Source organism: Chromobacterium sp. Ag138 (genome assembly GCF_055181315.1).
Genome location: NZ_JBUPWA010000001.1, coordinates 726,795 through 738,734, shown reverse-complemented (window position 1 = coordinate 738,734; position 11,940 = coordinate 726,795). Strand labels below are relative to the sequence as shown.

12 protein-coding genes are annotated in these 11,940 nt (G+C 66.1%); 8 read left to right on the top strand and 4 right to left on the bottom strand.

Annotated features, from left to right (window positions below):
* Nucleotides 1-25 precede the first annotated feature (25 nt).
* Both dapF and ACY3GB_RS03050 read right to left on the bottom strand, forming a co-directional pair.
* Nucleotides 26-856 (bottom strand): diaminopimelate epimerase, encoded by an 831-nt coding sequence (gene dapF, locus ACY3GB_RS03055; RefSeq protein WP_463087438.1) that lies wholly within the window; start codon nucleotides 854-856, stop codon nucleotides 26-28.
* 114 nt (nucleotides 857-970) lie between these two features.
* Nucleotides 971-1,534 carry a C40 family peptidase gene (locus ACY3GB_RS03050; protein WP_463087437.1) on the bottom strand — a complete coding sequence of 188 codons (564 nt, stop codon included), beginning with the start codon at nucleotides 1,532-1,534 and terminating at the stop codon, nucleotides 971-973.
* A gap of 379 nt (nucleotides 1,535-1,913) precedes the next feature.
* Between ACY3GB_RS03050 and ACY3GB_RS03045 the strand changes: the two genes are divergently transcribed.
* Nucleotides 1,914-2,870, top strand: coding sequence for a substrate-binding domain-containing protein (locus tag ACY3GB_RS03045; RefSeq protein ID WP_463087436.1), 957 nt, complete (start codon nucleotides 1,914-1,916; stop codon nucleotides 2,868-2,870).
* 6 nt (nucleotides 2,871-2,876) lie between these two features.
* Here the strand turns inward: ACY3GB_RS03045 and ACY3GB_RS03040 are convergent, their stop codons facing one another.
* Together ACY3GB_RS03040 and ACY3GB_RS03035 are read right to left on the bottom strand one after the other, a co-directional pair.
* A complete protein-coding gene (locus ACY3GB_RS03040) occupies nucleotides 2,877-3,608 on the bottom strand; it encodes a substrate-binding periplasmic protein (RefSeq protein WP_463087435.1) in 732 nt (243 codons plus the stop codon).
* 215 nt (nucleotides 3,609-3,823) lie between these two features.
* Complete coding sequence (locus ACY3GB_RS03035) at nucleotides 3,824-5,737, bottom strand: ATP-binding cassette domain-containing protein (RefSeq protein WP_463087434.1); 1,914 nt, start codon at nucleotides 5,735-5,737, stop codon at nucleotides 3,824-3,826.
* A 133-nt stretch (nucleotides 5,738-5,870) separates the two neighbouring features.
* Between ACY3GB_RS03035 and ACY3GB_RS03030 the strand changes: the two genes are divergently transcribed.
* The 7 genes from ACY3GB_RS03030 to ACY3GB_RS03000 all read left to right on the top strand — a co-directional run bounded on the left by ACY3GB_RS03030 (nucleotide 5,871) and on the right by ACY3GB_RS03000 (nucleotide 11,714).
* On the top strand, nucleotides 5,871-6,227 hold the full coding sequence (locus ACY3GB_RS03030) for a hypothetical protein (RefSeq protein ID WP_463087433.1): 357 nt from the start codon (nucleotides 5,871-5,873) through the stop codon (nucleotides 6,225-6,227).
* 4 nt (nucleotides 6,228-6,231) lie between these two features.
* On the top strand, nucleotides 6,232-6,690 hold the full coding sequence (locus tag ACY3GB_RS03025; RefSeq protein WP_463087432.1) for a protein YgfX: 459 nt from the start codon (nucleotides 6,232-6,234) through the stop codon (nucleotides 6,688-6,690).
* The gene (gene folC / locus ACY3GB_RS03020; RefSeq protein ID WP_463087431.1) at nucleotides 6,687-7,955 is read left to right on the top strand and encodes a bifunctional tetrahydrofolate synthase/dihydrofolate synthase; all 1,269 of its coding nucleotides are present in this window, start codon (nucleotides 6,687-6,689) and stop codon (nucleotides 7,953-7,955) included. The genes ACY3GB_RS03025 and folC overlap by 4 nt, the downstream gene beginning before the upstream one ends.
* A gap of 7 nt (nucleotides 7,956-7,962) precedes the next feature.
* Nucleotides 7,963-8,718, top strand: a complete 756-nt coding sequence (locus tag ACY3GB_RS03015) for an SPOR domain-containing protein (protein WP_463087430.1) — start codon at nucleotides 7,963-7,965, stop codon at nucleotides 8,716-8,718.
* 5 nt (nucleotides 8,719-8,723) lie between these two features.
* Complete coding sequence (locus tag ACY3GB_RS03010; protein WP_463087429.1) at nucleotides 8,724-9,242, top strand: CvpA family protein; 519 nt, start codon at nucleotides 8,724-8,726, stop codon at nucleotides 9,240-9,242.
* 99 nt (nucleotides 9,243-9,341) lie between these two features.
* Entirely contained in the window at nucleotides 9,342-10,868 is a 1,527-nt protein-coding gene (purF, locus tag ACY3GB_RS03005) for an amidophosphoribosyltransferase (RefSeq protein WP_463087428.1), read from the top strand.
* A gap of 105 nt (nucleotides 10,869-10,973) precedes the next feature.
* Nucleotides 10,974-11,714 (top strand): substrate-binding periplasmic protein, encoded by a 741-nt coding sequence (locus ACY3GB_RS03000; protein WP_463087427.1) that lies wholly within the window; start codon nucleotides 10,974-10,976, stop codon nucleotides 11,712-11,714.
* Nucleotides 11,715-11,940: the final 226 nt, after the last annotated feature.

Below are 11,940 nucleotides of genomic sequence, written 5' to 3'. Positions count from 1 at the left end.
AAATGGGTTGGTGTGGCGGCGGGGGTTAAAGTTCGATTTCGCCCTGGAAAACGGTGACGGCCGGGCCGGTCATGATCACCGGGCTGCCTTCGCCGGCCCATTCGATCACGATGTCGCCGCCGCGCGCGTGCACGGTGACGCGTGCGTCCAGCAGGCCCCAGCGGATGCCGCAAGCCACCGCCGCGCAGGCGCCGGTGCCGCAGGCCAGCGTTTCGCCGGCGCCGCGCTCGTAGACGCGCAGGCGGATCTCTCCGCGGTTGACGATCTGCATGAAGCCGGCGTTCACCCGTTGCGGGAAGGCGGGATGGCTCTCGATGCGCGGGCCGATCTCGGCCACCGGCGCGGCATCCACGTCATCCACCAGTTGCACCGCGTGCGGATTGCCCATCGACGCGATGCCGATCTCGCAGGCACCGCCGGCCAGCGGCAAGGCGTAGGTCAAGGCTTCGGCGTCGGCCAGGAAGGGGAGGTCGGCAGGTTTGAAGCGCGGCACGCCCATGTCGACGCGGGCCAGGCCGTCGCCCAGGTATTCCGGCGCGATCACGCCGCGCGCGGTTTCCACTTCGATCCGGGTCTTGCCGGTCAGGCCCTGGTCGCGGACGAACTTGGCGAAGCAGCGCGCGCCGTTGCCGCATTGCTCGACCTCGCCGCCGTCGTTGTTGAAGATGCGGTAGCGGAAGTCGTGGGCCGCTTCGCGCGCCGGCTCCACCAGCAGCAGCTGGTCGAAGCCGATGCCCAGCTGGCGGTTGCCTAGCAGGCGGATCTGCTCCGGGGCGAGGGACACGGTTTGGCGCACGCCGTCGATGACCATGAAGTCATTGCCGAGGCCGTGCATCTTGCTGAATTTCAGTTTCATGAGCCGGTTGTCTGCGCTGCGTGATGCGGATAGCGCAGATTAGCATAGCGCGGACGGATATTCACCGGGGATGGGAGGGCGGCCGCGCCGGAGCCGGGCGCGGCCGCCGGGGACTCAGGCGCGCAGCACGGTGCGCGCGCCCTGGTAGCGCGGCGCGAAGTAGACGTTGTCCAGCCGCGCCACGCGTATGGTGCTGTTGGTGCGCGGCGCGTGGACGAACTTGCCGTCGCCGATGAAGATGCCCATGTGCGAGAACGGCCGGTTCATGGTGTTGAAGAACACCAGGTCGCCGACCTGCATCTGGCTGTCGGAGATCGGCCGCGCGATGCCGGCGATCTGCGCGGCGTTGTGCGGCAGGCGGATGCCGACGGCGTTCTGGTAGATGTAGCTGACCATGCCGCTGCAATCGAGCCCCGCTTCCGGATTGCTGCCGCCGAACTGATAGCCGCCGTCCAGCAGGCCTATCGTGTACAGCAGGATCTCGCGGCCGTTGCCGTCGGCGGTGATGTTGGACAGCGAGGTGTCGCCGCCCGGCTTGCCCGGCCGCGGGCGCTGCTGGCTGGTTTTCACCGGCGTGGTGCCGCAGGCGGCGAGCATGGCCGCCAGGCCGGCCAGCGCCGCGCCCTGGAGCAGGCGGCGGCGGCCGGCGCCGCCGTCATTCAGCTGGGTGTCTTCCATTGTCGCTTGGACTCCTGTCTTTCCATGCCGCGGAGGGGGTGTGCGCCCCGCATCGGGCTCCGCGGCGATTTGTCTCGCTCCCGCCGGGCGCTCCGGCCACGCGACGGGAAAGGCTGCTTTGGGGGCAGTATAGCGCGAGCCGGGACGCCAGCTCCGGCGCCACTGTAAACGCGGTAACGGGTCGGGCCATGTCGGTCGGCGGCGATGCCGGGGCGAATGGCGCGCCGGCTGGCAACGCCGGCATCCGGATGGCCCTGATTTTCCATGGATATCGCGCGTGCCCGGCTAAACTGGTAGCTCGATTCGACATCTTTCCGAGGGGAGATGCGCGGTGAATATTGTAACGGTCTCCACAATCGTTTTGAGGATCGCGTCGTTGATGCGCCGCGCGCTGCCGCGGGCGTTGGCGATCTTCATCGCCCTCGTCGCGCCGCATGCGCTGTCCGCTGAAATCGCCTACATCACCGCCAAGGCCGATCTGCCGTTCTGGGACACGGTGGGCAAGGGAGTGAGGGCGGTGGCGGAGGCGAACGGCTACGCGTTTTCGGAGCTGGACAGCAAGCTCAACGCGGAGATGCAGCTGAGCAATGTCCGCCAGGCCATCGATCGCCATGTGGCGGGGATCGTGATTTCCCCGACCAACAGCAAGTCGGCGGAGGAGGCGCTCACGCTGGCCCGGCGGGCTGGCGTTCCGGTCGCCATCGCCGATATCGGCGCCAGCGGCGGCGATTACGTCAGCTTCGTCAAGTCGGACAACTATCGCGGCGCATACGATGTGGGCGCGGAGCTGGCGAAGGCGCTTAAGGCGCGGAACTGGAGCGGCGGCGCGTACGGCATGGTCACCATCGAGTTGTCCAGGAAGAACGGCCAGGACCGCACCAATGGATTCCGCGACGCGATGAAGGATGCCGGCTTTCCGCGCGAGATCGTGCTCAGGCAGATGAAGGATTACTCCGCCGAGGAAACATACCGCTATGTCAAGGAGATGCTGACCGCGCATCCGGGCATGCGGGGCTTCTTCATCGAAACCGACCAGCCGGTGGATGGGGCGATGCGGGCGATACGGGAGGCGGGCAAGGAAAAGCAGGCGCTGCTGGTCTCCTTCGACGCGATGCCGGACGTGGCGCGCCTGCTCAAGAGCGACGCCTTGATCGCCGTCGGCATGCAGCAGCCGTATTTGATGGGCAGCTCCGCGGCCGGCGCGCTGGTTTCGCACCTGCATGGCCATTCGCCGGCCAAGGAAATCCTGGTACCCATCCTGGTGGCCACCAGCCGCAATGTCGACCAGTTGATGCCGGTCGCCTCGAAAACGGTGTTCGGCAAGCCGCTGAAGTGAGCGGCATCACGGCATCATGCGGGCCATTTCATTGTTGCGGATCAGGTCTCGGATGGTGGCGTTGAACGATTGCTGCAGCGCGCGGCCGCCTTTCAACGCGCGGCTGAGCTCGAAATGCAGGCCGGTGGGGGTGTCGCCGGGCAGGTCGGCGCGGCGGAGCGCCGGCCCGTTGAACAGATCGCGCAGCGCGGCGTCGCGTTGGGACAGGCTGTCCACCACTTCACGGATTTCGATGAAGACGTCGCAGCGGTTCTCGATGATCTTGCTGATCGCGCTGCGCTCGTTCTTCGAGCCGATGTCCTGGCGCGAAGGGTCGACGCCGAACGCGTCCAGGCGGTTGCCGAACAGGCCGCACACGGTGTAGCGCTTGAGATCGGACAGCGCGCGCAGCGGCGCGCCCTCCGGGTGCTTTCTGGCGGAATAGAAATACAGGTGATGGACTTCGGCGTAGGCGTCGGTGGCCAGGAAGCGTTTTTCGTCGAGCTCGCGGGAGGGAACGTCGATGGCGATGTCGATCTGGCCGTGGGCGACCATCTCGCGGCAGCGTCTCCACGGCAGCCTTTCTATGACCGCCGGCTCGCGCCCGGCGCGCCTCAGCGCGCGCTGCAGCACATTGATGGCGAGCCCTGTGTCCTGGGCGCCGCCGGCGAAGCCGGACGACGAGGTGAACACATACGGCGGAAAATCCACGTCGGACGCGCAAGCCAGCGGCGCCGCCTGCGCGGCGCTGACGGTCATCGCCAGCGCTGCCGCGAGCCGCCAGCCTTGCCCATGCCGCGGTTTTCGGCTGTCGAGTGGCGCCACATGTCCTCCGCCCCGTGTCTGGTTGGGTCTTGGCGACGCAGGCCGCGGCCGGCGCGGGAGGCTGGATGGCGTTCCGCGTCGCCTCTTCCTTCCGGTGTAGCCCATCCGCGACCGGGCGGCAAAGCGCCGCCCAGCCCAACGGGCAGGGCTCAGCGGGCGCGTTGTTCCAGGTCTTCCCAGCGGGCCAGCTTTTCCAGCAGCAGCTCGTCGATTTCGTCGACGCGCTGCTGCCAGGCGATGGCTTCCTTGGGCGTGTCGCGGTAGCAGTTGGGATCGAGCAGGCGCTGGTTCAGCTCGGCCTGCTCCGCCTCCAGCGCGCCGATCTGGTCCGGCAGCGCCGTCAGCTCGCGGGTTTCGTTGTAGGACAGCTTGTTGCGCGCGGCCTTGGGCTTGTCCTGGCGCGCCTGCGCCGCGGCGGGCGAAGCTTCCTTCGCTTTTTCGCTCGGCGCCAGCTCGGCCATGCGCTTTCTGGCTTCCAGCCAATCCTGGTAGCCGCCCGGGTATTCCTCCAGCTTGCCTTGGCCCTCAAAGGCGATCACCTGGGTGACCACATTGTCCAGGAAGGCCCGGTCGTGGCTGACCAGGAACACGGTGCCTGCATACTGCGCGATCACGTCCTCCAGCAATTCCAGCGTGTCGATGTCGAGGTCGTTGGTCGGCTCGTCCAGCACCAGCACATTGGCCGGGCGGGTGAACAGGCGGGCCAGCAGCAGGCGGTTGCGTTCGCCGCCGGACAGCGAGCGCACCGGGCTCCTGGCGCGTTGCGGCGAGAACAGGAAGTCTTCCAGATAGCTCATCACGTGTTTCTTCACGCCGCCGATCTCGACAAAGTCGTTGCCCTGGCTGATCACGTCGGCCACGCTCATTTCCTCGTCCAGCTGCTCGCGGAACTGGTCGAAGTAGGCGATTTCCAGCTTGGTGCCTTGCTTGACCGAGCCGGAGTCGGGCTCGAGCTCGCCCAGGATCAGCTTAAGCAGCGTGGTCTTGCCGGCGCCATTTGGTCCGATCAGGCCGATCTTGTCGCCGCGCAGGATGCGGTTGGTGAAGTCGCGGATCAGCTGTTTATCGCCGAAGCCCTTGCTGACGTGTTCCAGTTCCGCCACCAGCTTGCCGGAGCGCTCGCCGGCATCCAGCTGGAAATTCACCTTGCCGACGCGTTCGCGGCGGGACGCGCGTTCGCGGCGGATGGCCTCCAGCCGGCGCACGCGGCCTTCGTTGCGGGTGCGGCGCGCCTCGATGCCCTTGCGGATCCACACTTCTTCCTGGGCGTGGAATTTATCGAAGATGCGGTTCTGCTCTTCTTCTATCGCCAGCTCTTCCGCCTTGCGCGTCTGATAGGCGGAGAAGCTGCCCGGATAGCTGCGCAGAATGCCGCGGTCCAGCTCGATGATGCGGGTGGCGACGTTGTCCAGAAAGCGGCGGTCGTGAGTGATCAGCAGCACGCTGCCGGAGAAGCTCTTGATCAGGCCTTCCAGCCATTCGATGGCGGACACGTCCAGGTGGTTGGTGGGCTCGTCCAGCAGCAGCACGTCCGGCTTGGACGCCAGCGCGCGCGCCAGCGCCACGCGTTTCTTCCAGCCGCCTGACAGCGCCGAGATGCGGGCGTCGGCGTCCAGGCCCAGGTGGCTCAGCGTGGACGAGATCAGCGCGTCGAATTGCCAGCCGCCGCGGGCCTCCAGCTCGTGCTGGATGGTTTCCATCCGCGCCAGCGCCTGTTCGTGGTCGGCGTCGGCCTGCGTCAGCAGCTGGGTGACCTTGTGATAGTCGGTCAGCAGCGCCTTCAGCTCGCCCAGGCCCTCGGCCACCGCCTCGAACACGGTGTGCTCGGGGTTGAATTCCGGTTCCTGCGGCACGTAGGCGACCTTGACGTCGCCCTTGGTGTTGATGCGGCCGTCGTCCAGCTGCACCGCGCCGGCGATGCCTTTCAGCAGCGACGACTTGCCCGCGCCGTTGCGGCCGATCAGGCCGACCGCCTCGCCCGGTTCCAGGGCGAAGTCTACGTTGTCCAGCAGCGCGTGGTGTCCGAAGGCGAGGCATGCCTTCTCGACGGTAATCAGGGCCATGTTCTGTGTGTCTTGCGAGATGGGAAAATACCGGCCAGTTTAACACGATGGCCCTGCCGGCGGACGGGTCGCCTGGCGGCTTCGGGGCTGATACAATGCGCGCCGAATCAACATTTGTCCGAAAGGTCCCGCCATGTATTTCGTCGACCGCGCCGTTGCCGTGATCAAACCGAAGCAACCGTTCCTGGACTGGCTGAACCAGCTGCCGGACACCGACATGATCGATCTGTCGCTGGACAGCCTGCGCAGCGACTGCACCGCCATCCTGCTGCCGGAGTTCATCGAGCCGGAAGAGGGCGTGGCCCACATCGACGAAATCAGCGAGCAGCTGTTCAAGATGGAACTCGCGTCCTGGGACGAGGACGAAAGCCTGTGGCCCAAGGATTTGTCGCTGAAGGCGTTCTGGGAGTGGTTTGACGTGGAAATCCACTCCACGGTGATGGACAGCGTCGACGACGACATTACCAACAGCCCGGCCAGCGAGCTGTAACATCATGCGCGAACGGCCGCTGCTGCAACCCTTCTCGGTGCCGCTGCGGCCGTCGCGGTGGTGGCTGGGCCTGGTGTCGGCCGCTTTCGCCGCCTATGCGGCCGTCGTGGCCTGGCACCTGCCGGCGGCTTATCTGATCAGCGTGCCGGCCGCCGCCTGGCTGGCCCAGCGCGCGCTGCGCGCCGACGGATGGCTGCGGGGCGACGCGCCGGAGCGGCTGGAAATCGATCCGCGCGGCCGCTTGTTCCTGTGTCGCGGCGACGAGCGGCGCGAGGCGGAGGTGCTGGACGATTGCTTCGTCACGCCGCTGCTGACGGTGCTGAGCGCCAGGCAGGACGGCAGGCGCCGCAGCGTGATGCTGTGGCCGGATTCGGCCGGCGCCGAAGCGCGCCGCCTGCTAAGAGTTTACCTGCTGTGGTTCCAGCCGCCGCAGCCTGAAGAAGAGACGGAAACCCACCGATGACGATGAAGAAGACGCTGGACGACTGGCTGAGCTGGCAGGAAAGCCTGCACACCGCGGCGATAGACATGGGCCTGGCCCGCGTGTCCCGGGTGCGCGACGCGATGGGGCTCAAGCCGGCCTGTCCGGTGATCATGGTGGCCGGCACCAACGGCAAGGGGTCCACCTGCGCGATGCTGTCCAGCATCTTTCGCGCCGCCGGCTTCAAGGTCGGCGCGTATACCTCGCCGCACATCCTGCGCTACAACGAGCGCATCGCCATCGATCTGAAGCCGGCCAGCGACGCGCGCATCATCGCCAGCTTCGAGGCGATAGACGCCGCGCGCGGCGACACCACGCTGACCTATTTCGAATTCGGCACCCTGGCCGCGGTGCACAGCTTCGTCGCCGAAAAGGTGGATGTGATCATCCTGGAGGTGGGGCTGGGCGGCAGGCTGGACGCGGTCAATATTTTTGAGCCTGACGTCTCCGTCGTCGTCAGCGTGGATCTGGATCATCAGGCCATTCTGGGCGACAACCGCGAGGACATCGGCTTCGAGAAGGCCGGCATCTACCGCGCGGGCAAGCCGGCGATCTGCGTCGACCCCGAGCCGCCGCAGCGGCTGCTGGACCACGCGGCCGCCATCGGCGCGGATCTGAGGCTGTACGGCCGCGATTTCGGCTACACCCGGATGGACAACCAGTGGTCGTTCCGTTGCGGCGCCCACGCGCGCCACGCGCTGCCCATTCCGGCGTTGCGCGGCGGCTACCAGATGGTCAACGCCTGCGGCGCCCTGGCCGCGCTGGAGGCGATCCGCGACCAACTGCCGGTGGGCATAGGCGCGATCAAGCAGGGCCTGGTCGAGGTGGAGTGGCCAGGCCGCTTCCAGGTGCTGCCGGGCCGCCCGGCTGTGGTGCTGGACGTCGGACACAACCCGCACGCGGTCAAGGCGATGGTGGCGGCGCTCAAGCAGCTGCCGTACGCCGAGAACCGCTACGCGGTGTTCTCGATGCTGGCCGACAAGGATATGGCGGCGGTGATCGAGCTGGCTAAGGGCGAATTCGACCATTGGCTGGCGGCCGGGCTGGACATGCCGCGCGGCCAGAGCGGCGAAGCCATCGCCGCGTCGCTGAAAAATGCCGGCGTCGCGTCGGTGTCCGCTTTCGATACCGTCGCCCAAGCGTGGTCGGCAGCCTTATCGCGGGCCGGCGAAAATGATAGAATCGTCGTTTTCGGATCGTTCCACACCGTAGCGGAAGTGGAAGCGGCCCGGCGACACCCGGTTTGAGGAATGCATGGCACTGTCCAGCCACGATGAACTGATATTGCTGAGAAAGCGCGCCCGCCGCCGCCTGGTGGGCGCGGTGGTGCTGGTTTCCATCGCCACCGTCGTTTTGTGGAATGTGGTGGGTCATCTGCCGGAGCAGCAGATGAAGCCCGAGTCCATCGAGATCATGGGCGGCGCGTCCGCGCCGGTGGCCGCTTCCGCGGCCGCGAAGCCCGCAGCGTCGCAGGTAGCGGCGGACGCCGCTGTTCCGGCGCCCGCGTCCGGCAACGCCACCGAGCTGCCGGCCAACCTGTCTTCCGTCATCGCGCCGCCGCCGGCGGAAACCGCCAAGCCCGCCGCGAAGCCGGCCCCGGCCGTGGCGGAAACCGCGCCGAAGCCGGAACCCAAGCCCGAGCCGAAACCCAAAACTGAGCCCAAGCCGGAAAAACGCAAGGAAGAGCCTAAGGCCGAGAAGCCGCGCAAGGCCGATCCGGCCGCCATCCTGGAGGGCCGCGTCGATCCGGACAGCCATCAGGCCAAGGCCGAGCCGGCCCACGGCAAGTCGGTGATCCAGCTGGCGGCGCTGTCCGATCCGGCCAAGGTGGACGCGCTGCGCGGCAAACTCTCCGCCATCGGCGTGACCGCCCACTTTTCCAAGGTGGAAACCAGCAAGGGCGAGGTGACCCGCGTCCGCGTCGGTCCGTTCGCCAGCCAGGCTGAAGCGCAGGCCGCGCTGCAGAAGCTGGCCAAGTCCGGCATCAACGGCATCATCATCAACAAGTAGCCGCCATGACCGTGTTCGACTATATCGCAATAGCCATCATCGCCGGATCGGTGCTGATGGCCCTGATGCGCGGTCTGATCGCCGAGGTGCTGTCGCTGGGCTCGTGGCTGATAGCCTTCTGGTGCGCGAAGCAGTTTTCGCCGCTGGCGATGGCGTTCCTGCCGTCCAGCCTGCAGAGCGAAGGCCTGCGGATGGTGGCGGGCTTCGTGCTGGTCTTCTTCCTGGTGTGGCTGGCCACCGCCTTGCTGCGGGTGACGCTGACCGGACTGGTGGACAGCATAGGCTTGGGCGCGGTCAACCGGCTGCTGGGCGGCATGTTCGGCCTGGCGCGGGGCTTGGCGCTGGTGACAGCGCTGGTGCTGTTGGGCGGATTGAGCAATCTGCCGCAGAAACCTATGTGGAGGAACGCCGTGCTCGCGGCGCCATTCGAATCTCTGGCCTTGTCATTGAGGCCATGGTTGCCGCCAACGATGGCGGACAATTTGCACTACGACTCGCCCGGCGGCTTGCCGCCGGACAGTTAGGCGAAAGAGGCGGAATATCTTGATATCTTTACTTCAAGATTCCGCCTCTTTCTTTTGGGCTTTTCCTTTTTCAGCAAGTTGGGATAGAGGGCATTAAAGATGTGTGGAATTCTAGGCGTGGTCGGTCAATCGCCGGTCAATCAGCTGCTGTACGATGGTTTGCAGGTGCTGCAACACCGCGGACAGGACGCGGCCGGTATCGTTACCGCCAATAGCAAGACCTTTCACATGCACAAGGGCAGCGGCATGGTGCGCGACGTGTTCCGCACCCGCAACATGCGTTCGCTGCTGGGCAATGCCGGCATCGCCCATGTGCGCTATCCGACGGCTGGCTCGGCTTCCTGCCTGGCTGAGGCCCAGCCGTTCTACGTCAACTCGCCCTTCGGCATCGTGCTGGCGCACAACGGCAATCTGACCAATACCGAAGAGCTGAAGGCGGACATGTTCCGCAACGACCTGCGGCACATCAACACCAATTCCGACTCCGAAGTGCTGCTGAACGTGTTCGCCCACGAAGTGGCGCAACGGGTGACGGGCCACGAGTTGACGGTGGAGGCCGTGTTCGGCGCGGTGGAAGCCGTGCACCGCCGCGTCAAGGGCGCCTACGCGGTGGTGGCGATGATCGCCGGCTTCGGCCTGGTGGCTTTCCGCGACCCCAACGGCATCCGTCCGCTGGTGATGGGCTGCACCGAGACAGACGGCAAGACCGAATACATGTTCGCGTCGGAGTCGGTGGCGCTGGACTGTTCCGGTTTCAGCCTGCTGCGCGACGTGCAGCCGGGAGAGTGCGTGTACGTGACCTTCGACGGCGACATGCACAGCCAGATCTGCGCCGAAAATACCCGCCTGGCGCCCTGCCTGTTCGAATACGTATACTTCGCCCGCCCGGATTCGGTGATCGACGGCGTGTCGGTTTACCAGTCCCGCCTCAATATGGGCGAGACGCTGGCGGAGAAGATCCGCCGCGATCTGCCGGAGCTGGACATCGACGTGGTGATCCCGATTCCGGACTCCAGCCGCCAGAGCGCGCTGCAGCTCGCCAACGCGCTGGGCCTGCCGTACCGCGAGGGCTTCATCAAGAACCGCTACATCGGCCGCACCTTCATCATGCCCGGCCAGGCGGTGCGCAGGAAGTCGGTGCGCCAGAAGCTGAACCCGGTGCCGCTGGAGTTCGCCGGCCGCAATGTGCTGCTGGTGGATGACTCCATCGTCCGCGGCACCACGTCCAAGGAAATCGTGCAGATGGCGCGCGATTCCGGCGCCAAGAAGGTTTATTTCGCCTCGGCCGCGCCGGCGGTGCGCTTTCCCAATGTCTACGGCATCGACATGCCCACCCGGGCCGAGTTGCTGGCCACCGGCCGCGACGAGGCGGAGATCGCGCGCGAAATCGGCGCCGACGTGGTGATCTACCAGGATCTGGACGCGCTGCAGGACGCGGTGCGCAGCGTCAACCGCGAGCTGGGCCTGTTCGAGAGCTCCTGCTTCGACGGCAAATACATCACCGGCGACATCACCGAAGCGTATCTCGACGCCATCGAGTGCGCGCGGCTGGACTTGAAGGACAAGGGCGGCAGCGAGCACATGATAGACCTCAACCTGAACGTGGCTGAGCAGAATCTGATCTGATCGGCCTTTGGCCTGGGCTATCTTGAAGAGTCCAGGCCGGTTCTGCGCCAAAGAGGGCGTTCCGGCAGCGGAACGTCCTCTTTGTCTTTATGGAGCGCGCGAATCTTGTCCCGCTTGCTCGTTTTGCTGTGCCTTCTGCCCGCTTTGGCTGCCGCCGGCGAACGGCCGCTGGAGCTGGTCACGCTGCAATATCCGCCTTACCAGTATCAGGATGGGACCGAGGTGAGCGGCATCGCGGTGGACATCGTGCGCGAGGCCTTCCGCAGGATGGGGCGGCCTGTCCATGTCGGCATCTATCCCTGGGGCCGCTCGCTGGCTATGGCGGAATCGGGCCAGGCGGACGCCATCTTCACGCTTTACAAGACGCCGGAGCGTGAGGCCCTGCTGGACTACTCCCGCCAGGTGCTGATGCCGCAGGAGGTGTCGCTGTTCGTGCTGCGGGACTCTCCCATTCGCTTCGACGGCCGGCTGAGCCAACTGGCCGGCTATCGCTTCGGCGTGGTCAGGGCCGTCAGCTACGGCGCGATCTTCGACGCGGCGGTGAGGCAAGGCGGCATCCGCATCGCGGAGACGGCCGCCAGCGGCGAGCAGAACATGGACAAACTGTTGGCGCGGCGTTTCGACATCCTGATCAGCAATCGGCTCGGCGCGCGGGACATTGTCCGGCGGCAGCATGCCGAGGCCTTGGTGCGCGAACTGAAGCCGCCGGTCGAGCAAATTCCCAGCTATATCGCGTTTGCGCGCAAACCGGAGCTCGCCGGCTTGCGCGACCGTTTCGACGCCGCGCTGGAAACAATGAAGCAGGACGGCAGCTACGGCCGCCTGGTGTCGCCGGCGGCGCCCTGAATTCCATTGCCTTTCTTGACAGTCTTGTCGGCGGCAACTTAAGTAAAACCACACACCCGCCGGTATGGGGGGCGGCGCCGACGATAAGATTCCACACTGGCGGGGGCATGGTTGAATGGGAAACAGGAGCAAACCGCTGTTCATCTTCGCCGGACTGAGCCTGGCGGCGATGGCGGCGTTGGTGTGGGTGTCGCCGTGGCTGGGCTGGCTGATTCCCGTGCTGGGC

What these genes read in the sequence shown, in the direction of transcription:
- dapF (WP_463087438.1), bottom strand. Translation starts at nt 856, where the DNA reads ATGAAACTGAAATTCAGCAAGATGCACGGCCTCGGCAATGACTTCATG.
- ACY3GB_RS03040 (WP_463087435.1), bottom strand. Translation starts at nt 3,608, where the DNA reads ATGACCGTCAGCGCCGCGCAGGCGGCGCCGCTGGCTTGCGCGTCCGAC.
- ACY3GB_RS03050 (WP_463087437.1), bottom strand. Translation starts at nt 1,534, where the DNA reads ATGGAAGACACCCAGCTGAATGACGGCGGCGCCGGCCGCCGCCGCCTG.
- ACY3GB_RS03015 (WP_463087430.1), top strand. Translation starts at nt 7,963, where the DNA reads ATGGCACTGTCCAGCCACGATGAACTGATATTGCTGAGAAAGCGCGCC.
- ACY3GB_RS03030 (WP_463087433.1), top strand. Translation starts at nt 5,871, where the DNA reads ATGTATTTCGTCGACCGCGCCGTTGCCGTGATCAAACCGAAGCAACCG.
- ACY3GB_RS03045 (WP_463087436.1), top strand. Translation starts at nt 1,914, where the DNA reads ATGCGCCGCGCGCTGCCGCGGGCGTTGGCGATCTTCATCGCCCTCGTC.
- ACY3GB_RS03010 (WP_463087429.1), top strand. Translation starts at nt 8,724, where the DNA reads ATGACCGTGTTCGACTATATCGCAATAGCCATCATCGCCGGATCGGTG.
- ACY3GB_RS03035 (WP_463087434.1), bottom strand. Translation starts at nt 5,737, where the DNA reads ATGGCCCTGATTACCGTCGAGAAGGCATGCCTCGCCTTCGGACACCAC.
- purF (WP_463087428.1), top strand. Translation starts at nt 9,342, where the DNA reads ATGTGTGGAATTCTAGGCGTGGTCGGTCAATCGCCGGTCAATCAGCTG.
- ACY3GB_RS03025 (WP_463087432.1), top strand. Translation starts at nt 6,232, where the DNA reads ATGCGCGAACGGCCGCTGCTGCAACCCTTCTCGGTGCCGCTGCGGCCG.
- folC (WP_463087431.1), top strand. Translation starts at nt 6,687, where the DNA reads ATGACGATGAAGAAGACGCTGGACGACTGGCTGAGCTGGCAGGAAAGC.